The following is a 24847-nucleotide window of genomic DNA, read 5'->3' on the forward strand; positions in this document are numbered from 1 at the left end:
GGGAGGACGCATGCAACGCACCGCCAGGCAGTCGCGACACCGCTGGGCCCTGGGCCCCTTCCTGCTGCTCGGCCTCGCCGCGTGCGGCGAGGACATCCAACCGGAGCCGGGCCCGGCTCTGCCCACGGACGGCGAGCCGGCCCCCTTGTTCCGCCACACCCGCGAGTCTGACGGCTCGGTGACCACGATCGTCGACGCGACCGATGGGGCGGCGTGGCGCGCCCTGGACCTGGACACGAGCGAGGCCGCGGAGGCCGCCGTGCAGTCCGCCTGGGATGTGTCCTTCCAGCGCTTCCACATCCGCACGCGCGGAGGCGTCAACGGCACGGGCGGCGTCGGGGTGGCGCTGCTGCCGGACACCTTCGAGTCGATCACCCAGGCGCCCGCCTCGGGCTACCACGAGGATGCCGCGGACAGCGACGACACGGACAGCGAGCCGGACAACGTCTTCGAGCGGGTGGAGGACGGCTGGTACAGCTACGACGTGATGACCCACACGCTCACGCCGCGCGCGCGGACCTACGTCCTGCGCAGCGACGCGGGCCGCTACTTCAAGCTGCGGATGCTGAGCTACTACGACCCGGCTGGCTCTCCCGCGGTGCTCTCCTTCCGGTGGAAGCAGGTGGATCCACCGAGCCCTTCCCTGACACACGCACGAGGACGACTCCCATGAAGACCCGCCCCTTCCCCGAGACCCGAGTGAAGCACGGCATGCCGCGAGGCCCCTGGCACATCGCCCCCCTGACGCTGGCCCTGTGGCTGGGCGCCTGTGGCGTCAACGAGCCCGTGGATCCGCCCCCGGTCGAGGCCCCGCGGTGCGAGGCGAGCCCGGTGCGCTGCGCCGAGCGGAGCATCGATCAATTGAACCTGCTCACCACGGTCTCCACGGGGGAGATCCGCGAGGAGGGAACGGTCGCGGGCGAGTTCCAGACCTACGTGGACGCGCGGGCGGGAGGCGCCTCCGCCACGCAGTCGTATACCTATGGCCGCTTCACGCCCCAGGGCCTGAGCCGGGTGGCGGTGGATGACCAGGCGGCCCTGGCCTCGACGGACTGGGACATCGCCTTGCGCCGCTACACGATCCGGGTGAACAGCGGCGTGTCCGGCCCCTCGTGCGTCGCGGTGGCTCGGACTCCGGCGGGCACGAGCTTCGAGTCGGTGACGGCGGTGGACGCCGCCTGGGGGTTCAGCACCGAGGACTACTTCACCGAGTCCTGTGAGGCCATCCCCGGACAGTACGGCCTGGGCCTGGCGACGCGGCTGGAGGACTTCTGGGGCTATGAGGCCTGTCTGTCCATGACCGGCGCGGTGTTCGTGCTGCGCCTGGCGGATGGCAGGCACGTGAAGCTTCAGGTGATGCACTACTACGATCCGGAGCCGCAGCGGGTCTGCGATGAGACGGGCGAGGTGCCCCAACCCAGCGGCGCCGCCCAGCTGCGCATCCGGTGGGCCTTCCTGCCATGAGGCTCCCCGTGTGGCCGCTGTTCCTGATCGCCGGGTGTGGCGACCCGGCTCGGCCGCCGCATGAAGTGTTCGAGGAGGAGTCGCGGACGTTGCTCCTGGGGGGACGACCCACCGAGGCCACGGCGGAGCCACCGCGATTCGAGCCCGGCGAGCCGGTGGAGTCGGTGGTGTCTCCCGGAGGCCGCTTCCGGATCCACTTCTCGCGGAGCGGACCCAACGCGGTGGCGCTCGCGGACGCGGAGGGCAACGGTGTTCCGGATGCAGTGGACACCGTGGCGCGCACCTACGACGCCGTGGCGGCCTTCTACGCGGAGTTGGGCTACCGCTCGCCGCCCGAGGACTCCGGAGGCTCCGGCGAGGCGGGAGGCGACGGACGCTTCGACGTCTACCTGGTGGACTTCGCCGGACGGGCGGATGGGGCCTTCCGGCGCGAGGACTGCCTCTCGGTGGAGCTGGGTTGCCACGGGTACATGCTCCAGGAGAACGACTTCGCCGGCTATGCCTATGCCTCCTACGAGCAGGCCGTGACGACGCTGGCGAGCCATGAGTTCTTCCACGCCGTGCAGGCGGCATATGGCACGGCGCTCGGACGCGTGGCGGAGGAAGGCACGGCGGTGTGGGCCTCCGAACGCTTCGCTCCCGAGCTGGACGACCTGGAGCACTTCGTCCCGGCATACCTGTCGCGCGCGGATCGCAGCCTGGTGGTGGAGCCGGACGGACCGGCGCAGTCCTTCAGTTATGGGGCCTCGCTCTTCTTCCAATTCCTCGGCGAGCGCCTGGGCGACGGAATACTCCGGGCGATGTGGGAGGAGAGCGTGCGCGCGCCCTCCTCGCACTGGGCGGAGCTGCTGGAGAGGGTGCTGCGCCGCGACGCGGGCACGGACTTCGACACCGCGTTCAGCGAGTTCGCCGCGTGGAACCTGGCCACCGGGCAGCGCGCGCGGGAAGGCAGTGGGTACGCACGGGGCGCGGGCTACTCCGGGCTCGTTCCCGCCGCCAGGGACCTGCCGGTGGACGAGCCCTCGGTGCGCGTGGCGGCTGCCTCGACGCGTTACTTCGACGTGGCGGGCGGGACACCGGGCGTCTCGGTGTCCTTCGAGCCGAGGGAGGGCACGGACAGCGCGGGGCTGCACCTGCTGGTGGTGGCGGTGACCGAGCGCGAGGTGCTGCGCATCGTCCGCGCGGACGGGCCCGGAGTGCTCTCCGCCCGGGTCTCCGCCGAGGACGCCACGCGCGTGGTGGTGGCGGTGGTGAACGGGCGCCACTCGGGCGACGGCCGCTATGGCCGGCTGCGCATCTCCTCCGAGGCTCCGGCCGAGTCTCCGTCCGGGGAGCCCTCCCGCGGGTGCCAGAGCGCCCCCGGAGCCGTCCCCGGGGCACTGCTCCTCGCCGCCGCGTGGTGGGCCATTCCGAGACGACGGACTCACTGAACGTCCCGGGCCGATGGCACAGCTCCGGGGGTCGTGCAACGCGGCTCGCTCAGGGCGTGCGGATCGCCGGCAGGGTCACACTGCCCATGCCGTTGCCGAGGAAGAAGCCCGGGTGGGCAGGCTGGTTGTAACCCATGTTCTGACCGGCGACCTGCACACGGTACTGCGGATCGTGCATCAGCGTCGGGATGCGGTAGCTGGTCTCGATCGGGGTGGTGAAGAGCAGCAGGGAGGTACTATCGCTGTTGCGCAGCACGACCTCTTCGCGCCAGTCACCGAGGATGTCGGCGGCGATCACCGGGTTGGACTTGGTGCTGTTGTTGGACGCGGCGCCGTAATCCGAAGCGGTCAGCAGGCGGGTCAGGCTCAGGGAGCTGGGTACCCATTTGTCGATCTTCACGCCATCGAGCAGCTCGCGCGAGAGGTCTCCATCCCACCACACGGCCATGTTCACGCTGCTCGGGCGCTTGGTCGAGGAGATCTGCACGCCCCCGGCGCTCATCAGCACCGAACCGGCGGTGCTCCAGCACTCCTCGCCCGGATCGGCCGGGTCGATGTCCGCGCACATGCCGCGGCCGACGTCCGCGCCCGAACCGTAGCCCCACAGGATGGCGCCGGTGGCGGCATCATGGATTTCCATGCCGCGATTGCTGCCGTACGAGCCCGGATCCTCGTGCACCATGAAGATCTGCTTGCCGCCGCGGTTCGGGTTGAGAACGCCGACATGCAGCGCATCGCCGTGGCCAAGGCCGGTGCGGTAGCGCAGGCTCCCGTCGCTGTTGATCGTGGCGGCGCCGTAGATGATGTCGTCCTTGCCGTCGTCGTTCACATCGGCAACGCTGAACCAGTGCGCGCCTTGGCCGTAGGCGCCCGAACCAGAGGTCGGGCTGTCGTGGAGCCAGCGCTGGGTCAGCTTGCCGTCACGCCAGTCCCAGGCCACGAGCACCGCGCGGGTGTAGTAGCCGCGAGCGAACACGGCGGAGGGCCGGGAGCCGTCGAGATAGGCCACGCCGGCGAGGAAGCGGTCCACGCGATTGCCGTAGCTGTCGCCCCATTTGGACACGGTGCCGCGCGCGGGCAGGTAGTTGGTGGTGGCCAGGGCGACACCGGTGGCACCTTCGAAGATGGTCAGGTACTCCGGACCGGAGAGGACGTAACCGGAGCTGTTGCGGTAGTCGGCCGAGCTGGAGCCGATCACCGTGCCCTTGCCGTCCACGGTGCCGTCGGCGGTCTTGATCATCACCTCGGCCTTGCCGTCTCCGTCGAGGTCATACACGACCATCGAGGTGTAGTGTGCGCCGGCGCGGATGTTCATGCCCGGATGGATGCGCCACAGGCGTTTGCCGTTGAGCTTGTAGGCATCGATGTAGGTGTTGCCGGTGTAGCCAGACTGGGAGTTGTCCTTGGCATTGGTCGGCTGCCACTTGAGCACGATCTCGTATTCGCCATCGCCGTCGAGATCGGCCACCGAGCCGTCATTGGCTTCGTAGGTGTAGGCCACGCCGTCGGGCGTGGTGCCACCGGCGGGCTTGTGGAGAGCAATCGTGAGGTAGGGATTGGTCAGCACCGTGGCGTTGCTGCCGGCCTGCTCGACACCGTTGAGCACAGGCTTGACGGTATAGGTCGAGCTGGTGGTGCCCACCGTGTCGGTGTAGTTGGTGCCGCCGGTGAGCACACTGCTGTTGAGCTTGGTGGTACCGCGGTAGACATTGAAGCCGATGCCCGAGGGATCGGTGCCGAGCAGACGCCAGCTCACCAGCATGCCTCTGGCCGCCGGGACGGCGACCACGCCGCGGCCGAGTTTCTCGACGTATTTGGCGGTGGCCGCGATGCTCGAGCTGGAGCCGGTGGGAGAGTCCGTGGCCGCCTGGGCCCCGGAGGCCAGCAACATGACGGCCAGACCGCCAAACAATTTGCTCTGCATGATGTCCCCTCGAGTTCGATCCGTCCGGAGGCCCTTCGACCGAGGCTTCCAGTGTTCGCAGGAGAAATCCTATATCGAATCGTTTCGAACACGCAATACTTGAAAATCGCTTAAAACCCGTTTATCCCCTCGAGTCATCGCGCGGCATACGATCTGATTTTCCCCTGGGCGAAAAATATCGCCTGCGATCGAAATCCAGCAGGGTTCATTTACAGCAGGAAGGTTATTTTCTCGAGGAGACTCATATGCTCAGGCTCCCGAAGCAACGACTTCAGTCCGCTTCGTTCCGTGGCTTCGTCGGAAACGTTTCCGCGCTTGCCCTTTTCAAGCACTACTTGGGTGATGCTCCTGGTCGCGGAGAATCAAACCATCACAAGGTTTTCGCCCCGCTCGATTCCAACCTGTCGACGGCGAATGGCAGCTGCAAGCCGGCCCTGGGCCGCGATTGCGCGGCCAACTACGCCACCAACTCGACGGGGGACTTCCAGCTGAACTCGTCCGTGATCTCCGCGATCAATGTCCTCTACGCCTTGCGGGGCAGCCCCACGAGGGTGAGCATCGTCGCGGGGGCTCCAGGCGCCCGCGGGTGGGCGATTTCCCACTGGTAGTCCGGCGCCTCCAGCCCCGCCAGGAGCTCCCGCAGGTCCTCCTCGGTGTACGTGCGCGCGTTCGACACGGCCCCGTCCCAGGCGATGAGCAGCGGGAGCACGGGGAGCGCGTAGGTGAACAGCACCTGCCGCGGCCGGAGGGGACGGATGAAGGGCGTCAGCAGCAGCACCATCAGCACGCTGGCGGGGATGGCCGTCCACCAGAGCCAGCGCGGATGGGAGTTGTCGCTCATCTCGAGCACGCAGATCGCCTGCCGCTTCTCGAACGCGTCCTGGAGGATGCGGCGCGCGACTGGCGGGGGCATGTGGTGGAAGCTGCAGATCATGGTCCGCACGCCCTGGAGCGCGTCGGGGACCTGGCCCGCGTCGACCGGGCTCGTGTGGTAGCGGACCCGCGCCGCGTCCCCCGCCGCGTTGATGCGCGTGGCGGCGTCCGTGTTCGGGAAGAGGTCGGTGAGGGTCACGCTCGGCCGGAGGCCGTGGTCGGCGGCGAGCCGTTCGGTGGTCTGGAGCAGGGGTCCACCGCCCCCCGAGCAGAGGTCCACGACCCGGTCGGTGCCCGCTGCCTCCAGGGCCCTCGCCAGCAGGGGCGCCAGGAGCCGCTCGGTGCCGAGCACGCGGTGCATCGCGGCGATGTAGAGCGTCAGGCACTCCCGGAGGCCACCTGGAAACCAGCGGAAGTCCTCGAACTCGAACAGCGACATGCGCTTCATGGTGTTGCCCCCTTCGCACCTGAATTCTACACCGGGCCCCGGCCCCGCCCCGTCACGTCCCAGCGCTTCACCACCTGACCGCCGCGCACGGCCCACAGCTCGGACTGCAGGTTCACCGAGACACAGACGTGGTTGGGCACCACCCGCACCCGCTCGCCCACGCGCGGCCTCCACGCCGTGCGCGACAGGTCCAGGACTCCATGCTCCTCGGAGATCGTCCGCACCACCACCTCGGGCCGGTCCAGCAGCGCGCCATAGCCCTCCACGGGCAGCTCCTCCTTGGCCAGCGCCTTGGAGCCCGCGTCGATGACGGCCTGCCCCGGCACCGCCGTGCTCACCACCGTCGCGAGCACCGAGTACGCGACCTCCTCCCAACCGCACGCGCCCATCCACGCGCTCGCCCGGTCGAAGAAGGGCGCGATGCCCGGACGGACCTCGTTCATCCCCACCACCTCGTGCGAACGCCACAGGGTGGGCGTGGAGCCGCCACTCACGATTCCCGGCTTCAACCCCACCGCCCCCAGCGCGTCCAGGAACGTGCCCAGCCGCCTCGACACCTCCGCGAGCGCCGGGCCCTGCTCGGCCAGCGACATGCGGAGGTGCCCCGGGTAGAACATCACACCCTGGTACTCGAGGCCCTCCTCCCCCGAGGCCTCGCGGGCCAGCGCCACGGCCTCCTCCGGCGTCTGCACGCCCACCCGGCGCATCCCCAGGTCCAGTTCCACCAGCACGCCCACCGTGCGCCCCACCCCACGCGCGGCCTCCGCCAGCCCCGCCAGCACCTCGCGCGAGTCCAGCGCCACCGAGAGCCGCACGCGCCGGGGCAACGCCATCAGCCGCGCCAGCTTCGAGGCGCCCACGGGCGAATAGGCCAGGAGCACGTCGTCCGCCACCGCGCCCATCACCTCCGCCTCGCGGGGCGTGGCCACCGTGACGCCCACCGCGCCGGCCTGGAGCTGCCTCGCCGCCAGTTCCGGCACCTTGTGCGTCTTCGTATGCGGCCGCCACCTCAGTCCGTGCTCACGCATGTACGCGGAGGCCTTCGCCAGGTTGCGCTCCAGGCGCTCCTCGTCCACGAGCGCCGCCGGGGTCTCGATATCGTCCAGTGAGGGAAAACTCATACGGGGCCCCACTCTACGGCAATGGCTACGAGGCGTGAGCCAGGCCGGCGAAGTTCAGGGGCAGCTCCAGGACGAAGGTGGCCCCGCGCCCCGCTCCCTCGCTGTGGACCGTCAGCGAGCCGCCCATCTCCTGGGCCGCCAGCGCACTGGAGTGCAGGCCAAAGCCGTGGCCCTCCTGGCGCGTGGTGAATCCGTACTGGAAGATGCTCGTGAGATGCTCCGGTGCGATTCCCATCCCGGTGTCTCGCACCTCGATGCGGACGCGGTCGGCGGCGGCGAGCGCCATCTTCACGGCCAGCAGCCGCTCCTCCGGCGGTACCCCATCCATGGCATATTTGGCGTTGCTGAACAGGTTGACGAGGATCATCAGGACCTTGTGCTTGTCGGTGAGCACGGAGGGCAGCGGGGCCCATTGCCGATCCACCTTCACCTGATGGCGGGAGAGACCGGCCGCGTTGATGCGCAGTGCGTCCTCCACCAACTCCGCCAGGCTGACCGACTCCTGGATCCGCGGCATCCGGGCATGATTCTGTTGCACCTTGACGATGTCACCGATGTGCTCGGTGTACCGGCCGATGTCGCCGAGCAGCTCGAGCATACTCCCTCGCTCGTCCAGCAGGTTCTGCCCCAACTTGTCCAGGAAGGGGAGGAGATGTCGCCCGCGCTCGTCCTGGATGACGAAGGTCGTGAGCTCGCCCTGATGATCCTGGAGCAGGCGGGCCACCCGGCCCACGTGCTCGAGCTTCATCCCGTTCATGCGCTCCCGGGCGAGCTGGGCCGCGGTGTAGACGCTGTTGAGGACATTGCCCACGTTGTGCAGCACGTTGGTGGCGATCTCCGCCATGCCCGCCTGCCGTGCCGCCCGCATGAGCTGCTGGTGGACATCCTTCAGCTCCCGGGTGCGCTCCTCGACGCGTTGCTCCAGGCCCTCGTTGGCCTGCCGCAGGGCCTCCTCGCGTTGCCGCACCTCCCGGGCCATCAGCTCGAAGGAGCGGGCCAGCTGTCCCAGCTCGTCCTCGCGTGAGGTCTCCAGGGAGACCCCGAAGTCGCCGGCCGCCACCTGGTCCGTGGCCCGGGTGAAGGTCTGGAGCGGGCGGGAGATCTGATCCCTGAGCACCCAGAACATGATGAGCAGCTCCACGAGCAGCGACACGAGGCCGAACACCAGCACATAGCGCGCGGCCTCGATGGCTTTCGAGGTCACCACGCTCTCGGGCAGCACCGTGACGAAGTTCCAGCCCGGACCCTGCAGCCGCGCCACGGCGATGTACTCGCCGTACTCGGGCAGCCCCACCACGGTCTGCCCGGGCGCGCGGCGCTTCACCGCTTCGAAGATGCTCCGCAGATGGGCCTGCTGCTTCGCGGTGGGAAGCCCCGGCCGTGAGCCCTCCGGCTGTTGGGCGGCCAGGATGTCGTAGCCGCCCGTCGTGCTGTCCAGCTTGATGTCGGGATGGGCGACGAGCTGGCCATCATCGCGGAAGATGAGGTTGTGCGCGCCGGGCAGGTGGTCGATGCGGGTGCGCGACAGCAGATCATCGACGATCACGTCGTTGCCGAGCGTCGCGACATGCTGGCCGTCCTGGTCCACCGGGGTGACGGCGGAGATCAGCCATTTTCCGGAGACGTCATCCTTGTAGCTGCGCGTCCAGGCCATCCGCCGCAGGGGATTCTCCTGGGGCCGGGAGATGAGGGAGTACTCGAAGGAGAGCAGCGGGTAGTCGGGACTGGCGTCCTGGGTCCAGTTGGGGACCTCCGGCCAGTAGAGCACGTTCACGCCCTCCGTCAGGAAGATGTACGTGTTGGCGTGGCGGGTGCGGTAGGCGGGCCCGTATTGGGCGATCACGTCATACGAGGCCAGGAGCCGGCGTTGGAACGCGGTATCGGCCTTCACCCCCGGGGTGACCCAGACGCCCGGCACCCGCGTTCCATCGAAGCCTTGGGGCCGGGTGCGAATCGTCCCATCGGACCGGAGCTCGAACATGCTGTCGAAGCGGGAGGTGGGATCCTCCTGGCTTCCGGCCTGGAGCCGTTCTTCGAAGGCCTGCTTGAGGAGGGCGTGGGCCTCCTCCACGAGGACGAAGATGGCCTGCTCCCGTTGGCCGCGCTCCTCGACGTGCCGAGCCAGATGCTCCAGGCTCTCGTCGCGCATGGTCCTCAGGATGTGGAGGTAGCTGACGAGGGTGGTCAAGGCGATGACCACCCCGATGCGCCCCGCCATCTGCAAGAGGGTTCGGCGCGCGAGGGTAGAACGGGAGTTGGATGGATACGGCATGTGTCCACCAGCATCCCTCATGGGATGGGGGCGCAGACAAGCGCACGGGGAGTATGCCCCGCGCCCCGGGGAGGAAGGACACCTCGGCCCCCCCTCGGCTCCTCGCCGGGGTGATGGGTCCCGAGGTGTCCTCATTCATACACTCGGCCTTCTGACCGCTGCCTGGGGCGCCACGCTCGCCTTCTCCGCGCCTGCCTTGGGGAGAACGCAGCCATTTCACACTATTCATTGAAAACGGATTTCAGCCATGAATAGAGTCATCGAGTCACCTGATTCAAGAAACGGAGTCTCCCCATGAGTCATTACTCGTCTCTGTGGTTCAAGCGTGCATTACGCATCTGTGTGGCCCTGCTTATCCTACCGGTGGCTGCATTCGCCCAGACGCTTCCGCCGGCGCCGCAGGTGGCCGGCCAGATCACCATCGGCTGGAACCTCGGGAATACACTCGAGGCCATCTGCGGTGAAACCGCGTGGGGCAACCCGACCGTCACCCAGCAGTTCATCAACAGCGTCAAGGCCGCTGGGTTCAATGCCGTGCGCATTCCCGCTGCCTGGGATTGCCACGCCGATCAGAGCACGCTCACGATCGATCCGGCATGGATGACTCGCGTGAAGGAGGTGGTGGACTACGCCTACGGCCAGGGGATGTATGTGATCCTCAACATCCACTGGGATGGTGGCTGGCTCGAGGAACACCCGTTGTATTCGCATCAACAGGCCGTCAACAAGAAGCAGCGCGCCTACTGGACGCAGATCGCCAACACGTTCAAGGGCTACAACGAGCGCCTGCTGTTCGCCGGCACCAACGAGGTACATGCCGACTACGGCACGCCGACGACCGAGCACATCACCGTGCAGCAGTCGTATCTCCAGACCTTCGTCGACGCCGTGCGCGCGACGGGCGGGAACAACGCATCACGGACGCTCGTGGTGCAGACCTACAATACGAACAGCTGGCACGGCCTCGATTACTTCTCCCTGCCGTCGGACACGATCGCCAACCGGCTGATCGTCGAAGTCCATCACTACGATCCCTACGACTACACGCTGAACACAAACAACACGTGCGCGTACTGGGGCGCCCCCTATCCGGTGCAGGGCGCATGCTCCTGGGCGCAGGAGGCCTACCATGACGACCTGTTCGCGCGTGTGAAGGCGAAGTGGATCGCCCAGGGGGTCCCGGTGATCATCGGCGAGTACGGCGTGGCGACGCGTCCGAACCTCAACCTGGAATCGCGGCAGTACTACCTCGAGTACGTCAATCGCGCCGCGGCTGCCAACGGCATCAAGACCTTCTACTGGGACAACGGCGTCAACCCCGGTCAGACCAACGGCTTCGCCTTGTTCAACCGGAGCAACGGGGCCGTCGTCGATCAAGGCGCCCTGGATGCCATCCGGCGAGGCGCCGGTCCCGTCAACCCGAACAGTTTCACGCTCACGGTCACTAAGTCGGGCGCGGGCGGCGGCACGGTGACGTCGTCGCCGTCGGGGATTGATTGTGGAAGCACGTGCGGCGCGAACTACTCGAGCGGTACCTCCGTGACCCTCTCCGCCGCCGCGGCGAGCGGCTCGACGTTCGCGGGCTGGAGTGGTGCATGCAGTGGCACGGGAACCTGCACGGTGTCGATGACGGCCGCGCGTTCGGTGACCGCGACGTTCAACACGAGCGGAGGCAGCACGACGTGTTCCAACCCCATCACGTTCTCGGGCAGCACGGGCAACTTCAACACGACCGGCGCCGCGTGCTATCGGACCAACGCCAACATCAACGGTTGGGGTTGCCACAACTTCGACGGCCGGACGGTCACCGTCGGTGGGCAGGCGCGAACCTGTAGCCAGATGCCTTTGACGCGCTCGTCCGACGGTTACTACTACTTCGCCGTGTCGGGTGGGGAGTATTCGTGGGCGGGCTTGTACACGTGGTAGGCCTCGGCGCATAGGCGGAAGAGGAGCGCTCTCCTGCGGAAGAGGAGCGCTCCACGCCCCGGGGCGGAAGGCTCAGCGCTGGGGCGCGTCGAAGAAGTCGACCTTTCCGGTGTCCAGCGAGTACTCCGCGCCCACCACCAGCAGCCCCTCCTCCTGGATGAGCCGCTCGAGCATCCGGCTGGCGTGGCGCAGGTGGGAGCAGGACTGCCGCACGTTGGCGCGCACGGCCTCCTGCACCAGGCGCTCCTGCACCACGTCCGGACCGGCGGCGCTCACCACGCTCTCCACCGCGGGCCGGCACCGGTCCACGATGTCGTGGATGTTCTCCGACGGCGCGCCCACGCTGTGCTGGATGAAGTCCAGCGTGGCCTTGATGGCGCCGCAGCGCGTGTGGCCCATCACCACCACCAGGCGCGTCCCGAAGGTAGCCGCCGCGAACTCCACGCTTCCCACCAGCGAGGGCGCCACCACGTTGCCCGCCACGCGGATGACGAAGAGATCCCCGAGCCCCTGATCGAAGACGATCTCCGAGGGCACCCGGGAGTCCGAGCACGAGAGGATGACGGCGAACGGAGTCTGCCTCGCGGCCAGCGAGGCTCGCGCCGACTGGCCGATGGCCGTGTCCATGCTTCGCACGTTCTGGACGAAGCGGTGGTTGCCGTCGCGCAGACGCTGGAGCGCTTGATCGGCAGCAAGGGGAGCGGGAGGAATGCCTGCGATGGTCATGTCCGCAAGCCTCTCTTCCTAGGAGGGGTGCCGTCCAGTGAGATTCGCAGGCGCCTTGGGGAGTGTGACGGGAACAGGGCCATGGTAGAGGCTCCCGCCCCCGGGGCGCACCGCGCCCGGGCCCCACGCTCATGCCCGAACCTACCCCCACGAAGCGGGATGCCTTCGGCTCCTCCCTCGGAGCTTTCGCCGCGACGCTCGGCTCCGCCGTCGGCCTCGGCAACATCTGGAAGTTCCCCTACCTCACCGGCTCCAACGGCGGAGCGGCCTTCGTGCTCACCTACCTGCTGGCGGTGGCGCTCGCCGCGCTGCCGGTGATGGTGGTGGAGCACGCCATCGGCCGGCACCTGCGCGTGGACGCGGTGCAAGCCTACGCGCGCATCGTGCCGCGCCAGCGCTTCTGGGCCGCCATCGGCTGGGCGGGACTTGCCTCGTCGCTCCTCATCATGGCCTTCTACACGGACGTGGCCGGGTGGGTGCTGGCCTACGTCTTCAAGTCGCTGGGTGCCTTCGTCTCGGGCGCGCCCCTCACGCCCGCCACGTTCCAGGCGCTGGTGGGCGGCACGTGGGAGCCCGTGCTGTGGCAGCTGGCCGTGCTGACCATCACGGTGGGCGTGGTGGCCGCGGGTGTGTCGGGTGGCATCGAGAAGGTGACCAAGACACTCATGCCGCTGTTGCTGCTGCTGCTGCTGGCCTGCGACGTGCGCGCGCTCACGCTGCCGGGTGCGTCGGCCGGCGTGGCCTACCTCTTCACGCCCGATCTCTCGAAGCTCTCGAGCGCGGTGCTGCTGTCGGCCCTGGGGCTCGCCTTCTTCAAGCTGTCGCTGGGCATGGGCACCATGACGACGTACGGCTCGTACCTGCCGGACGACACGCGCCTGGTGCCCAATGCGACGCGCGTGGCGCTCGCCGACACGCTGGTGTCACTGCTGGCGGGCCTGGCCATCTTCCCGGCCGTCTTCGCCCTGGGTGACACACCGGCGGGCGGCCCGGGCCTGCTCTTCGTCACCATCCCGCGCGTCTTCGCGCAGATGCCCGGCGGCGAGCTCTTCACCGCCCTCTTCTTCGTGCTCGCGGCGGTGGCCACCCTGGGCGCCATGGTCAGCCTGATGGAGGTCCCCGTGGCGTGGCTCATCCGCTCCGCCCGGCTGCGCCGCCCCACGGCCGCGCTCCTCACCGCGCTGTTCATGGCGGTGCTGGGCATCCCCGCCACCCTGTCGCAGGGGCCGGCGCTCTCGCACCTGCGCGTGCTGGGCCGGGACCTCTTCTCCCTCTTCGACTTCGTGTCCTCCAATGTCCTGCTGCCGCTGGGCGGTCTGGCCGTCACGGTGGTGGGCGGCTGGCTCGTCCCGCGCGCCGTCCTCCGCGACGAGATGAGCAAGGGCCACGGCGAGCCAGCCTGGTACGACGCTGGGGTCCACGTCCTGGTCCGTTACGTCACCCCCGTGCTCATCCTGCTCATCCTGCTGCACAGCCTGGGACTCCTCGGCGGCACCTGAGCAACGGGGACCGCGGGAAATCCGTGGGTCAGAGGTGCGCCATCCTCCCAGGACGACGTCTCCTGCGCGGACCAGGCGCCATGCAGCCGCGTCGGGTTCGTCCTGGGCCCCTGGGAGCGCGCGGGCGCTACGCGGGAGGCCCACCGCCGTACAGCGTCTCGGCGCGGTGGAAGAGCACCCAGGAAGTGATGATGTATTTGTCACCCGAGCGCGGGACATTGCCCCGGTGGGTGTGGGTGAACCCCGCGGGGAAGATGAGCATCCGGCCGGCTTTCGATTGAACCTTCTTCTCCTGGTAGAAGAACTCGGTCTCGCCGCCATCGCTCACGTCGTTCAGGTAGAACTGGAACGCGAGGACTCGGTGCAGGGGCTCGCAGCTGGCATCCTTGGGAAAGATCTCCGAGTGCCAGTGCGGATAGCCCCCAGAGCCCTGGAGGTATTTCTGCACCTGGAGGTTGCCGTAGCGGTAGACCGTGCCGATGAGCTGATCGAGGACGGGACCCTGCAACTGGGAGAAGCTCTCCCGGGTGATCGTCATCAACTGTCCCGTCTGGGGGTGCTTCATCGACAGCGAGACGGCGCCGACCAGGGCATACAGGTACCTGGTCAGGTAGCTCCTGAGCGGAGGGAAGGCACGATCCAGGAGGAGTCGGAGCGGCTCCTGGTATTCGGGGTGGGCGTTGAGCAGGAGATCGTAGCTGTCCTTCTTGCTCAGGTCGACACCGCCCCCGGTCTGGCCTCGATGCTTGTGCGGACTCCGCTCGAAGCGCTTGATGATGTCCTGGCAGAGCCCGGGAGGAAGCACGTCGTCGTGGACTTCGATGAAATCGGTCATGGCGGTGGCCTCCCTGTCTACCCGCGATGCACACCGGGGACCGTGGGATGAGGCCACGGCCCCCAGTGGGTTCATCCGTGCGTCAGCGGCGTCTTACAGCGAGCCCTTGTTGAGCAGCTTGTTGGGCGTGCCGGAGATGTTGCTGGTGACGGCGTTGCTGGTGGCGTTGTTCTTCAGCCAGGCGTCGATGGTGGCCTGGGAGGCGTCACCATAGGTCGCCTTGTAGAGCGCGGCCACGCCGGCCACGTGCGGAGAGGCCATGGAGGTGCCGCTGATGGTGTTGGTGCTGCCGTTGGACCAGGTCGAGGTGATGCTGGAGCCCGGGGCGTAGATGTCCACGCAGCTGCCGTAGTTGGAGTACGAGGCGCGGGCGGTGGTCTTGGTGGTCGCGGCCACCGTGGTGACGACCGGGGCGCTGGCTGGCGAGTAGTTGCAGGCGTCGGCGTTGTCATTGCCCGCGGCCACGGCGACGAACACGCCCGCGTTGGCCAGGTTGGTCACCGCCGTGTTGATGGTGGAGGAGTAGCCACCGCCCAGGCTCATGTTGGCCACGGCCGGCTTGACGTGCTTGGTGCGTACGTAGTCGATGCCGGCGATGACACCCGAGTTGGAGCCAGAACCATTGCAGTCCAGAACGCGCACGCCGTGCAGGGAGACGCCCTTGGCGACGCCGTAGGTGGAGCTGCCCACCGTGCCGGCCACGTGGGTGCCGTGACCGTTGCAGTCCTGGCCGTTGCCGCCGAGCGCGTCATACACGGCGGTGGCGCGGCCACCGAAGTTCGAGTGGCTCGTCAGGATGCCCGTGTCGATGATGTACGCGTGCACACCGGCGCCCGTGCTGGTGTACGAATAGGTGCTGTTGAGCGTGCTGGAGGTCTGGTCGATGCGATCCAGGCCCCAGGTGGCGCCCGTCTGGGAGGCGGTCGTCGAGACGAACTGGTCCTCCTCGACATACTCGACGTTGGGATTGTGGCGCAGGGCGCGCAACTGGGTCTCGTTCAGCGTCACCGAGAAGCCATTGACGGCCTGCGTGTACACGAGGTTCGGCGAGACGCCCAGGACGGCCGCCACGGAGCGGGCCTGCGCCCCATCCCTCAGCTTCACGATGTACTCACCCTCCAGGCGCATGCCCGGAACGGCCTGATGCAACGGTGCCACGCCTTGGCCGAGCTCCTCGGGCTCGACCGCCATATCCATCTCATTACCACCGCAAGCCGCCAGGGACAGCACAGAGCCAAGGAACAGCACATTACGCGTCGCGCGCATGGAGTCTTCCTTTGTGACTACTGATGTATGGGGAGGGGGATTCGCTTCACGATTGAAGCGGGCGCAACCCTATAGCAGAAGCAACTCAGTTGCAACTGCGCGACCTCGGTTTCCCTGAACCAACTGGGGAAACGTGAATTTCGAGGAGGACTGTAAAATCACTCGCCCAAGGGGGACCTACCGCGGGAGCTGAACTTCACCAGGACTCTGGAATGAGGAGTGCTGGTGCGAGGCGCCGTCGGCCTCCTGGACGGATGGAGGTGCCGCTCGGCTGGAAGCGCTGGCATGACGCAACCCGCCAATCGCTGCCATGTAAATACCACCAAGATACGGGTGCCGCGGCTTCCAGCAGGAGCCGCGCCTCCAACCGCCATGGCCTCATTTCGCCTAGCGAAACGGACTGTGAAACATGGGCTGTTTCGCATGGCGAAACCCACCGTATCGCAACGGCTGACCTGACCACCCTGGCTTGATTTTCTGTATTCCCCATGTAGTGTCTCTGATTGCCTGGGGATGCGGTCCGCCCCTCCCAGGCCAGGGGAGAAATCATGAAAGCGACGGCAGGTTCCAGGATCCTCGTTGCGCTGCTCTTGTCCATGGCGTGGAGCTTCTCCGCCCAGGCCCAGAGTCTGACCAGCTTCACGGCGACGTACAGGGGCGGCAGTGGCGCCATCTGTGGCACGACGTACAGCATCATCGGCAAGGAGCCGTTGTCCTCGCAAAGCAGATACCCGGTGTTCATCTACACGGTGGGCACCACGGAGGGGTTCGATCATTCCTCGGCGATGGCCGCCGTCGAGGAGATGGCGAGCCGCGGCTATGTCGCGGCCACCGTCGAGTATGACAACGCCACCTTTGGCACCTGCTCCACGCTCGAGAGCCGCGCCAGGTGCATCTTCGATTCGACCCGCTCGACCAGCGCCATCAACACGATCTGTTCGCGCGCCAAGGCGGATTGCTCCAAGGGCGTGGTCGTGGCCGGATTCAGCCAGGGGTCCATCATGGCCATCCTGGCCAAGAACCATGACGACCGGGTGCGGGCCGCCTATGGGCTGGGAGCGGGCGTCGAGTATTCCGTCTACGATCTCCGCTCCTGCGTCGCCAATGGCAACCGCTCATTGCCGGGAGACCGGCTCCGGGTCGTGAATGGAGAAAACGACGCGTTCATGGGCTCGACCGAGCTCACCGTGCGCAGCCAGATCCAGGCCATGACGGGGCTGTCCTGCCCGTTGGCGACCTCCTGCTTCCGCGACAACGGCAGCGGCTGGTACATCGTGGAGAATTCCGAGGCCTCGGATGGAGTCGCCGACCACTGCTACATGCGTCAGGGAAGCTGCGTTGGCCTGACGCTGGACCAGAAGTGGCGCACGGGGACCTACGACTGGTCATTGAGGACCAACCTGAATTGGCTGACGCAGTTCACCCAGCCCTAGCGAAGAGGACGGCGTGGGCTCTCCGGTGTTCACCTGCCTGGAGGCGCCCACGAGACCCTGGACGAGCCCGGGAGCCTGACGCCCAGCCCTCCCCCACTCCTTGTTCTCCAGGCGAAACTGAACTCCGCGCGCGTTGACCCGAAGTCTTTGGAGCGCCTAACGTCCCGGGCGTGGGACTCCTGCACGATCCGGACGAGGAAGAGGCCAAGGACCGCCAGTTCGTGACGGCACTGGCGCGCGGGCTCGAGGTGCTCCGTGCGTTCACGCCTCACACCCCGCTGCTCGGCAACCGGGAGCTCGCGGCGAGCACCGGCCTGCCCAAGCCGACCATCTCCCGACTGACCCACACCCTGACCCGACTCGGCTATCTCAAATATTCGGAGCGCTCGGGAAAGTACCAGCTCGGCACGGGAGTGCTATCGCTGGGCTACGCGGCGCTCTCCAGCATGGACGCCCGCCAGATGGCCAGGCCCCTGATGCAGGAGATGGCCCACCAGGTCAACGCCATGGTCTCCCTGGGCACCCGAGACCGGCTCAGCATGGTGTACGTCGAGCACTGCCGCTCCCCCTCCGCGGTGACCGTGCGCCTCGACGTGGGCGCACGCATTCCGCTGGCGACCACGGCCATGGGGCGGGCGCTGCTCGCCACCCTGCCCGAGTTGGAGCAACGTGTGATGATGGAGCGCATCGCCAGGCAGGAGCCGGACCAGTGGCCGCGCCTGCGCGACGGCATCGAGCAAGCCCTCGAGGAGTACCGGACCCATGGGTTCACGCTCTCCGTCGGTGAATGGACGTCGGATGTGAATGCCGTGGGTGTCGCCCTCATCCCGCCCGATGGCAGTCAGGTCCTGGCGTTCAACTGCGGCGGCCCCTCGTGCCAGCTGTCTCGCGAGCGCCTCATGAATGACCTCGGCCCTCGTCTGGTGGACCTCGTCCGCGGCGTCGAGGCAGGACTCCTGCGCCGCTGAAAGGCGCATCCCCGTGTACACTGGCTTCATGCACCCGAAGAGACTTCGCCGCGGTCCCGCGCCCACCGTCCTCTCGCTGGCCGCGGGGTTCGCTCTCGCCTGCGCTTCAGGCTGCTCGAGCGACGAGCCGGGCGTGGACGTGCCCAACCCGCTGACCCATCCCAAGGACGGGCCGCCCGCCGGCAATCCGAACGCGGAGGCCACGTGCGGCGTCCCGGCCGAGGCAGGCCTCGCGGACGTCTCCAGGCCCACCACCGTCGTCGGTACGGGAACTCCGGCGAGTTGTACCAGCGCGGCCTTCGTCGACGCCGTGGCCAGGGGCGGAGTCATCACGTTCGACTGTGGACCGGAGCCTGTCACCCTCACGCTCGACAGGACGGCGAAGGTCTTCAACGACAAGGGGCCGGAGATCGTCATCGACGGCAAGGGCCTGGTGACGCTCAGCGGAGCGGGCAAGCACCGCATCCTGTACATGAACACCTGCGACAAGGCGCAGGTGTGGACGACCTCCCACTGCCAGAACCAGGACCATCCCCGGCTGACGCTCCAGAACCTGACGTTCGTGGACGCCAGCTCCAAGAGCGAGACGGAGTTCGACGGAGGCGGGGCGGTCTGGGTGCGTGGTGGGCGCGTGAAGGTCATCAACTCCCGCTTCTTCAACAACGTCTGCGCGGATGTCGGGCCCGACGTCGGGGGCGGCGCCCTTCGTGTGTTCAGCCAGTACGAGGGACGGCCCGTCTACGTGGTGAACACGACCTTCGGCGGCGAGCAGGGCTACGGCGGGGCCTGCTCCAACGGCGGCGGCATCAGCAGCATCGGCGTGTCGTGGACCATCATCAACAGCCTCTTCTCCCACAACCGGGCCATTGGCAACGGCGCGAATCCCGCCAGGGAGGGGACCCCGGGCGGGGGCAGCGGCGGGGCCATCTACAACGACGGCAACACGATGACGCTGTCCCTCTGCGGCACGCGAATCGAGCACAACGAGGTCAACGCCCACGGCAGCGCCATCTTCTTCGTCAGCAATGATCACTCTGGCGACATCCGCATCGACCGCTCGGTCATCCGCAACAACACGGGTGGCTCGTGGTACGCGACGTATCCCCAGATATCGAATCACGCGGATACGCCCATCGTGGTCACCGACTCCACGATTGAGTGACGTCCGCCGCGGATCCTGGGGAAGCAGCCGCGGCGGTGAGCCTCGGGTGAGGCCTCACGCTCAATACAGCTGAGACCAGACTGGTCGAGCAGCCGCCCAGGAATCTGCCGGAGAAGCTGGACGGGTGGCTCAAGGCGTCGCTCGGTTGACGTCTGGGACGAGCGTCCAGGCGCTCTGCTGGATGCCAGGGAGAGGACCGGCGGCTGACGCGAGCCGCTCGGACTTGGGGGCAGGTGGCTCGCCTCGTGCGAGGACCCACTCTTCTTCCAGGAGGCTTCCATGGCCAAGTGCGAGGTTTGCGGCAACGAGTACTACCTGGCCTTCCAGGTCATCACCGCTGGCGTCACCCACACCTTCGACAGCTTCGAGTGCGCCATCCACAAGCTGGCGCCCGTCTGCGACCACTGTGACTGCAAGGTGCTGGGCCACGGCATCGAGGCCAATGGCACCTTCTACTGCTGTGCCCATTGCGCCCGCGCCGCCGGAGCCCGCTCCATCGTCGACAACGCGGATCACGCCCCCGCGCAGTAGACCCCGCGCGGCAGTGTCAGCCCTCGTGCGATTCGTCTGACACCTTCTCCGGCTCCACCGGGCCGCCCCTATCCCTTCACGGGATACGGCGTCCCATCCCGGTGGATGTACCTCGCTCTGCCCGGCTCGGCGACCATGTCGATGTCCGAATACACGCAGCGGTCCTGTGGGTCGGAGTTGCCGATCTCGAGCACCTTGGCCGGGCGGCCGGACTTGTTGATCAGGTGGTGGCCATCGGGGTCTCCTCGCTTGAAGGCGACGCAGTCGCCGGGGCGCAACACCTCTTCGCCGGCGTCGGTGACCAGCGTCAGCTCGCCCTCCAGCACCCAGATGAACTCGTCCTCGTGGCTGTGCCAGTGCCGCTGGCTGGACCAGGCGCCGGGCTCGATGACGGTCAGGTTGACGCCGAACCGGGTCAGACCCGCGTGGCGCGCCAGCCGCTGGAAGGATTGAGCGTTACAGGGCGAGTCGAAGGGCGGCGGATAGCTGCTTCCGGTCTGGACGGGCACGGCGGACAGGTCGATTTTCTTCATCGTGCAGGCCACCATATCCGACGCGGAGATGAGCGCTGGATGGTGTCCGCTGGATGGTGTCAAAGGATTCGTGTCGACCCGCCCTCATGCGATTCGTCTGACACCTTCTCCGGCGCCTCGTCCGCGCGCGAGGACTCCTCGATGAGGGAGAGGGCGGAGCGACCGATAAGTCCCTGGTCCACCGCGTGCCTTGCCGCTTCGCAGGAGTCCCCCACCGCCAGCGCGGGGACTCCGAGCGCGCGCAGCTGCTCCATCTGTGCTCGCACCTCCTGGTCGCGCCGGGGGCCGGTGACGTCGCGGATGTAGACGGCGCGGATGCGGCCCGGATGTTCACGGACGATGGTGCCGTACACCTCCGGGTCCTGCTGGCCGCTGTCCCCGATGAGGACGAAGGGCAGCGAAGGGTAGGTCTCGAGCAGCCCGCGGATGCGCGTCAGCTTGTCCTGGCCCTCGCCGAGGGCCTTCGACTTCGGCTCGATGAGGGAGATGTCGGTGAGGAAGAGCGGCCCGTGCGGGACGTCCTGGACCTCGAAGAAGGCGTCCAGCAGATCATAGAGGTTCCAGCCACTGCGCGAGACGTAGAAAATAGGGTTGATGCCCTTGCCATCCGGGCCCTGCTCCAGAGCGCGGTAGAAGGCGGCCACGCCAGGGAAAGGCTTGCGGCTCCTCGCATCGTTGAAGAGGACGGTATGGATCATCCGCAGCCGGTGGGTGGCGCGGGTGAGGATGACCGTGTCGTCCACGTCGCTGATGATTCCGAACTCCGCCTCGTCGGGCGGCACGAAGACGTGCGCCTTCGCTCGGATGCCCTCGGAGCCAGCCATCGACTCGAGGAGTTCGAGTTCCACCTCCTTCCAGCCAGGCTCCACGGGCTCGGGCAGCGGCAGCTCCAGGCGGAAGAAGCCCTCCTCGTCGGTGACGGCCTCCTGGCGGACCGGGCCGAAGCGGACCGCGATGCGTGCATCCGGAATCTCATCGCTGCGGAAGCGCCGGATGGAGGCGCGCAGGTTGTCGAGGCGCCCGTTGCTCGCGCGGGTGGCGTCCTCCGAGGCCGCCGCCTCGTCGGCGTCATGGATGACGCCCTCTCGCTCGAGGAGCCGGCCGCTGACGACGAGGCACTCACGGGTGCCGTAGCCGCGGAAGGGCAGAATCTGCAGCGGATCGAACAGCCCGAGGCGCTTCTTGGCCCGGCGCTTGAGGCGCTTGGCCCCGCCCACCGTACGGCGAGTGAGTCGAACGAGTGGATTCGCCATGCTCCTCCCCTTCGCGGGAGGGTACGGATGACGGCCCGCCGGTGCATGCCGGGCGTTCAGTCGGTGACAATGAGGTGTGGGCTTGCCCCGGTGTGGAGGCAGGCGTCAGGTGCTGGCGTCTCTGACCAGCACCCGGTCGCGGCCGAGGACGGGCCCAGAGGTCGTCTGACACCCTTCTCGACACCCTTCTCGGCCCACACCCGGGGCCTCATCCCTCCTACACTCGCGACCGCCGCCGCGCGTTCTCGCGGGAAAGGGCAAGGAGACACCAGGCATGGCAGATCCCGGCACCCCCGCTCACCCCGCGCCGACTTCCCTCACTCGCTCTCGCGTGGCCTGGGTCGGAGTGATCTGTGGGGTGCTCTACGGCTTGCTCGCGCGACTCGTCTTCGGGCTGAAGGTGCTCCAGGGCCCCTTCGCGGTGATGAGCGTGGCGTTCATCTTTGGCGTGCCCTTCTCGCTCGGCTTCCTGGCGGTGGCGCTCGGGGAGCGGGACGGCACGTGGTCATGGGGGCGGCGGCTCACGGCTCCCTGGGTGCCGGCCCTGGTGTCGCTCGCGGCGGCACTGGTGCTCGCCTGGGAAGGCATCATCTGCATTGCCCTCTGGCTGCCGCTCTTCCTGCTGATGTCCAGCCTGGGAGGTGCCGCCGCGGGGCTCGTGGCGCGGTGGCGCCACGCACGCGGACCGCGGCAGGGGCGCCTCATGGCGACGGTGCTCGTCCTGCCGTTCCTCGCCGCCCCCCTGGAAAGCCGGCTGGCGGCGGCCACGCAGCTGCGGGAGGTGGACACCGCCATCGACATCGACGCGCCGCCGGCCACCGTCTGGCGCCACATCATCCGCGTGCCCGCCTTCCGGTCCGAGGAGCACCGTGTCGCGTTCTCGCATGTCATCGGCTTTCCCCGCCCCGTGGAGGCCACGCTCTCCCACGAGGGGGTGGGAGGGGTTCGCCACGCCACCTTCGAACGAGGCGTCCTCTTCGTGGAGACCGTCACCACCTGGGAGCCCGAGCGCGAGCTCGCCTTCTCCATCCGCGCGGACCCCGGCACCATCCCGCCCTCCGCGCTCGACGAGCACGTCACCGTGGGCGGTCCGTACTTCGACGTGCTCGATGGACGCTACCGACTGGAGCCCCTGGGAGCGGGGCGCGTGCGGCTCCACCTCTCCAGCACACACCGGCTCTCCACCCACTTCAATTCGTACTCGGGCGCCTGGACGGACTTCGTCATGCGCGACGTCCAACGCTATATCCTTGGCATCCTCAAGGAGCGCTGCGAGCGCGAGGCGGGCACGGGAAAGCTCGCTCACCCGTCCCCTTGAGTGCAGGCTTGGTGACGCAGCGCGCAACCCGCCCTCCTGGTAGCGCCCGCGCCCCGGGGGCCCAACGAGAGCTGGCGGCCCAGGGACGCGGGTGCTCCGACATGACACCAACGCACGAGGAGCCGGTGAGGGGCGTTTCCCCTCCCTTCGGTGGGGGCGATGTCGCGGCGTGGCTGGTACTCCCCTCCCGTTGAGGTTCGGACCGCAACGCTGACTTCTCCTTCGGATGGTTGATCGGAACCCCAGAGCACGCCTCTTCACCGTCGCTCGGTCTAAAACGCGACCTGGAGCGTCCGGTATCGCGTCCACTACGAGTTGACACAGGGGACCTCTTTCCGTTTAGCCTACTAAGTACTCGCGAAGCCCGAGCTTTACCAGTTCCCACCTTCATCCACACTTATCAGATAAGCCGCTTTTAATGTTGCTCGAACCATTAGCCCACAAACCGCCGCCGACACAGCCACTGCGGGTGTCCATTCCGAGAGGGATAAGAAATGGCCTTACGTCACGTCTCGTGAGGAAAGAGGTCGCCACTGACGCCTTGCGCTCGCGACCCAAGCGCGCAGCCGTCATGGAACAACGGCTTGTCCAGCCGACTGCGCTTCTGACGCTATTTGCTCTGCTTTTGGGATGCGCGTCAGGCGTGGAAGGCCGAATCCAACCGTCACATTTTCAGTTCACGACGACAGTACCGCAAACAGAAGCCGGCCCAGGCGGGTGGCGCGTGGCATGTGTTCACGCGCAGATCAATAACGGCGCAACAAAAGAAACATACACCTGCCGGATCGGGGTAGAGATGCCGCTAGAAAACGAAGATGGCCCCATCTCCACCCCCTTGCCCAACGCATCTCGGCAAACATCGCCAATGAGGCCGCCTATGCGGTGCTCTCGACACTCACCAAACCTCCACCGCCGCTGATGTATACACTGTGCACCACTATCAGAGAAGCCTATGGAGTGAGACTCAATGCCGCCATCATGGGCTCGCGAGTCAAACCAAACTGCGATCCCCGCGCAAAGCCGGTTGTATTCGGCGTCCCCGCGCCCATGCCATGACTGATTGAGACATCCATGCCTCCATCTCTCTCAGCAGAAGACCTCATCAGGGTCGTTCGGAATTACTACGACTCAAGCAACGAATTTCACTTTACGCCAGAGCCAAGCCCCGAAGAAAATCGACGTCAGGCACTGTGGACACAGTGGATTGAGAACATGGGCCCCTGGAGAGCGTTCAGGGCCAAATTAAGAAGCGAGCTTCCAAATTATAAAATCGGGGAGACGTACTCGTCGGCCGATGGGGGGCCCCGCTGCATAATCTACCCACCAAAGGAGTCGAACACGCCTTTCGCCAGTTGGATTGTCGTGGGATGTGTAAGCTTGTTGGCACCCGTCTATTTCGTATATGGAGTGGAATGCGACTATATCGAAGGCCGTCTTCGAAGAAATAAAGCCAGCTTCGAACCGCCGCCTCCCAACATGATCCTGCCAGCCCAGGTCGTCGCCAGAACGATTGAGGCATCATTCGGATTCAGCGCGGTTCCTCGTGAGATCGCGGAGACGCCCGTGCATCTCTTCGCCGGACTTCTAGAGCCTCCGAAAACCACTCTCCTCCACACGCTCTTTACCAACGCGCCAGATATCATTCCGTAGTGCGGCACACCGGATGGATGCGGCTTCTAACCACCCGTGATCACGGCTGAAGACAGTGGAGGCGGCGGGAATCGAACCCGCGTCGGGCGGTGCGAAACTCCCAGCAGAATCGCGCCCTTACCTCGTAACCGCCCGGAGTGCTTGGGAGTCGATATCCCGCCGCGTCCCCTCCTGTACCGCCCCGTTCCGGCCCATTCCGCACGCTCCTGCGACAT

20 protein-coding genes are annotated in these 24847 nt (G+C 67.0%); 11 read left to right on the top strand and 9 right to left on the bottom strand.

The window, feature by feature from the left end:
• The first annotated feature begins 10 nt into the window (after positions 1–10).
• The 3 genes from D187_RS10395 to D187_RS10405 are packed head-to-tail and all read left to right on the top strand — an operon-like array spanning position 11 to position 2894.
• Positions 11–673, top strand: coding sequence for an HmuY family protein (locus D187_RS10395; protein WP_002631265.1), 663 nt, complete (start codon positions 11–13; stop codon positions 671–673).
• Complete coding sequence (locus D187_RS10400) at positions 670–1464, top strand: HmuY family protein (RefSeq protein WP_002631263.1); 795 nt, start codon at positions 670–672, stop codon at positions 1462–1464. Before D187_RS10395 ends, D187_RS10400 begins: the two co-directional genes overlap by 4 nt.
• Complete coding sequence (locus tag D187_RS10405) at positions 1461–2894, top strand: MXAN_6640 family putative metalloprotease (protein WP_043429249.1); 1434 nt, start codon at positions 1461–1463, stop codon at positions 2892–2894. The genes D187_RS10400 and D187_RS10405 overlap by 4 nt, the downstream gene beginning before the upstream one ends.
• 49 nt (positions 2895–2943) lie before the next feature.
• Here the strand turns inward: D187_RS10405 and D187_RS10410 are convergent, their stop codons facing one another.
• The 4 genes from D187_RS10410 to D187_RS10425 form a co-directional block, all read right to left on the bottom strand.
• Positions 2944–4818 (bottom strand): rhamnogalacturonan lyase, encoded by a 1875-nt coding sequence (locus D187_RS10410; RefSeq protein WP_002631260.1) that lies wholly within the window; start codon positions 4816–4818, stop codon positions 2944–2946.
• A gap of 523 nt (positions 4819–5341) precedes the next feature.
• Complete coding sequence (locus tag D187_RS10415) at positions 5342–6139, bottom strand: class I SAM-dependent methyltransferase (RefSeq protein ID WP_002631258.1); 798 nt, start codon at positions 6137–6139, stop codon at positions 5342–5344.
• 26 nt (positions 6140–6165) lie between these two features.
• Complete coding sequence (locus tag D187_RS10420) at positions 6166–7260, bottom strand: D-TA family PLP-dependent enzyme (RefSeq protein WP_002631256.1); 1095 nt, start codon at positions 7258–7260, stop codon at positions 6166–6168.
• A gap of 25 nt (positions 7261–7285) precedes the next feature.
• On the bottom strand, positions 7286–9532 hold the full coding sequence (locus tag D187_RS10425) for a sensor histidine kinase (protein WP_245591674.1): 2247 nt from the start codon (positions 9530–9532) through the stop codon (positions 7286–7288).
• A gap of 294 nt (positions 9533–9826) precedes the next feature.
• On the opposite strand from D187_RS10425, the gene D187_RS53735 reads away from it, so the two are divergent.
• Positions 9827–11458 carry a cellulase family glycosylhydrolase gene (locus tag D187_RS53735; RefSeq protein WP_081713647.1) on the top strand — a complete coding sequence of 544 codons (1632 nt, stop codon included), beginning with the start codon at positions 9827–9829 and terminating at the stop codon, positions 11456–11458.
• A gap of 72 nt (positions 11459–11530) precedes the next feature.
• Here the strand turns inward: D187_RS53735 and D187_RS10435 are convergent, their stop codons facing one another.
• A complete protein-coding gene (locus D187_RS10435; protein ID WP_002631250.1) occupies positions 11531–12184 on the bottom strand; it encodes a carbonic anhydrase in 654 nt (217 codons plus the stop codon).
• A gap of 131 nt (positions 12185–12315) precedes the next feature.
• On the opposite strand from D187_RS10435, the gene D187_RS10440 reads away from it, so the two are divergent.
• Complete coding sequence (locus tag D187_RS10440; protein ID WP_002631249.1) at positions 12316–13683, top strand: sodium-dependent transporter; 1368 nt, start codon at positions 12316–12318, stop codon at positions 13681–13683.
• A 127-nt stretch (positions 13684–13810) separates the two neighbouring features.
• Here D187_RS10440 and D187_RS10445 read toward each other — a convergent pair whose 3' ends face one another.
• Together D187_RS10445 and D187_RS10450 are read right to left on the bottom strand one after the other, a co-directional pair.
• Positions 13811–14518, bottom strand: a complete 708-nt coding sequence (locus D187_RS10445; protein WP_002631247.1) for a 2OG-Fe(II) oxygenase — start codon at positions 14516–14518, stop codon at positions 13811–13813.
• A gap of 93 nt (positions 14519–14611) precedes the next feature.
• Complete coding sequence (locus D187_RS10450) at positions 14612–15784, bottom strand: S8 family peptidase (RefSeq protein WP_043429258.1); 1173 nt, start codon at positions 15782–15784, stop codon at positions 14612–14614.
• Between the two features lie 548 nt (positions 15785–16332).
• On the opposite strand from D187_RS10450, the gene D187_RS10455 reads away from it, so the two are divergent.
• The 4 genes from D187_RS10455 (at position 16333) to D187_RS10470 (ending at position 19878) form a co-directional block, all read left to right on the top strand.
• A complete protein-coding gene (locus tag D187_RS10455) occupies positions 16333–17217 on the top strand; it encodes an alpha/beta hydrolase (RefSeq protein ID WP_002631243.1) in 885 nt (294 codons plus the stop codon).
• A gap of 170 nt (positions 17218–17387) precedes the next feature.
• Positions 17388–18185, top strand: coding sequence for an IclR family transcriptional regulator (locus D187_RS10460; RefSeq protein WP_002631241.1), 798 nt, complete (start codon positions 17388–17390; stop codon positions 18183–18185).
• Positions 18186–18213: 28 nt separating this feature from the next.
• A complete protein-coding gene (locus D187_RS10465; RefSeq protein WP_211241497.1) occupies positions 18214–19347 on the top strand; it encodes a hypothetical protein in 1134 nt (377 codons plus the stop codon).
• A gap of 279 nt (positions 19348–19626) precedes the next feature.
• Positions 19627–19878, top strand: coding sequence for a metallothionein (locus tag D187_RS10470; protein WP_002631238.1), 252 nt, complete (start codon positions 19627–19629; stop codon positions 19876–19878).
• Positions 19879–19946: 68 nt separating this feature from the next.
• Here the strand turns inward: D187_RS10470 and D187_RS10475 are convergent, their stop codons facing one another.
• Complete coding sequence (locus D187_RS10475; protein ID WP_043429388.1) at positions 19947–20411, bottom strand: cupin domain-containing protein; 465 nt, start codon at positions 20409–20411, stop codon at positions 19947–19949.
• A 59-nt stretch (positions 20412–20470) separates the two neighbouring features.
• Entirely contained in the window at positions 20471–21664 is a 1194-nt protein-coding gene (locus D187_RS10480; RefSeq protein ID WP_002631234.1) for an App1 family protein phosphatidate phosphatase, read from the bottom strand.
• Positions 21665–21938: 274 nt separating this feature from the next.
• Between D187_RS10480 and D187_RS10485 the strand changes: the two genes are divergently transcribed.
• Both D187_RS10485 and D187_RS54965 read left to right on the top strand, forming a co-directional pair.
• The gene (locus D187_RS10485) at positions 21939–22982 is read left to right on the top strand and encodes an SRPBCC family protein (RefSeq protein WP_155893300.1); all 1044 of its coding nucleotides are present in this window, start codon (positions 21939–21941) and stop codon (positions 22980–22982) included.
• A gap of 1071 nt (positions 22983–24053) precedes the next feature.
• Positions 24054–24632 carry a hypothetical protein gene (locus D187_RS54965; RefSeq protein WP_155893301.1) on the top strand — a complete coding sequence of 193 codons (579 nt, stop codon included), beginning with the start codon at positions 24054–24056 and terminating at the stop codon, positions 24630–24632.
• Positions 24633–24847: the final 215 nt, after the last annotated feature.

Origin of the sequence: Cystobacter fuscus DSM 2262 (assembly GCF_000335475.2) — a bacterium.
Lineage (GTDB): Bacteria > Myxococcota > Myxococcia > Myxococcales > Myxococcaceae > Cystobacter > Cystobacter fuscus.

Excerpts from the sequence above, each read along its gene's own strand:
- D187_RS10395 (WP_002631265.1), top strand. The coding sequence starts at position 11 with ATGCAACGCACCGCCAGGCAGTCGCGACACCGCTGGGCCCTGGGCCCC.
- D187_RS10400 (WP_002631263.1), top strand. The coding sequence starts at position 670 with ATGAAGACCCGCCCCTTCCCCGAGACCCGAGTGAAGCACGGCATGCCG.
- D187_RS10405 (WP_043429249.1), top strand. The coding sequence starts at position 1,461 with ATGAGGCTCCCCGTGTGGCCGCTGTTCCTGATCGCCGGGTGTGGCGAC.
- D187_RS10410 (WP_002631260.1), bottom strand. The coding sequence starts at position 4,818 with ATGCAGAGCAAATTGTTTGGCGGTCTGGCCGTCATGTTGCTGGCCTCC.
- D187_RS10415 (WP_002631258.1), bottom strand. The coding sequence starts at position 6,139 with ATGAAGCGCATGTCGCTGTTCGAGTTCGAGGACTTCCGCTGGTTTCCA.
- D187_RS10420 (WP_002631256.1), bottom strand. The coding sequence starts at position 7,260 with ATGAGTTTTCCCTCACTGGACGATATCGAGACCCCGGCGGCGCTCGTG.
- D187_RS10425 (WP_245591674.1), bottom strand. The coding sequence starts at position 9,532 with ATGCCGTATCCATCCAACTCCCGTTCTACCCTCGCGCGCCGAACCCTC.
- D187_RS53735 (WP_081713647.1), top strand. The coding sequence starts at position 9,827 with ATGAGTCATTACTCGTCTCTGTGGTTCAAGCGTGCATTACGCATCTGT.
- D187_RS10435 (WP_002631250.1), bottom strand. The coding sequence starts at position 12,184 with ATGACCATCGCAGGCATTCCTCCCGCTCCCCTTGCTGCCGATCAAGCG.
- D187_RS10440 (WP_002631249.1), top strand. The coding sequence starts at position 12,316 with ATGCCCGAACCTACCCCCACGAAGCGGGATGCCTTCGGCTCCTCCCTC.
- D187_RS10445 (WP_002631247.1), bottom strand. The coding sequence starts at position 14,518 with ATGACCGATTTCATCGAAGTCCACGACGACGTGCTTCCTCCCGGGCTC.
- D187_RS10450 (WP_043429258.1), bottom strand. The coding sequence starts at position 15,784 with ATGCGCGCGACGCGTAATGTGCTGTTCCTTGGCTCTGTGCTGTCCCTG.
- D187_RS10455 (WP_002631243.1), top strand. The coding sequence starts at position 16,333 with ATGAAAGCGACGGCAGGTTCCAGGATCCTCGTTGCGCTGCTCTTGTCC.
- D187_RS10465 (WP_211241497.1), top strand. The coding sequence starts at position 18,214 with ATGCACCCGAAGAGACTTCGCCGCGGTCCCGCGCCCACCGTCCTCTCG.
- D187_RS10470 (WP_002631238.1), top strand. The coding sequence starts at position 19,627 with ATGGCCAAGTGCGAGGTTTGCGGCAACGAGTACTACCTGGCCTTCCAG.
- D187_RS10475 (WP_043429388.1), bottom strand. The coding sequence starts at position 20,411 with ATGAAGAAAATCGACCTGTCCGCCGTGCCCGTCCAGACCGGAAGCAGC.
- D187_RS10480 (WP_002631234.1), bottom strand. The coding sequence starts at position 21,664 with ATGGCGAATCCACTCGTTCGACTCACTCGCCGTACGGTGGGCGGGGCC.
- D187_RS10485 (WP_155893300.1), top strand. The coding sequence starts at position 21,939 with ATGGCAGATCCCGGCACCCCCGCTCACCCCGCGCCGACTTCCCTCACT.
- D187_RS54965 (WP_155893301.1), top strand. The coding sequence starts at position 24,054 with ATGCCTCCATCTCTCTCAGCAGAAGACCTCATCAGGGTCGTTCGGAAT.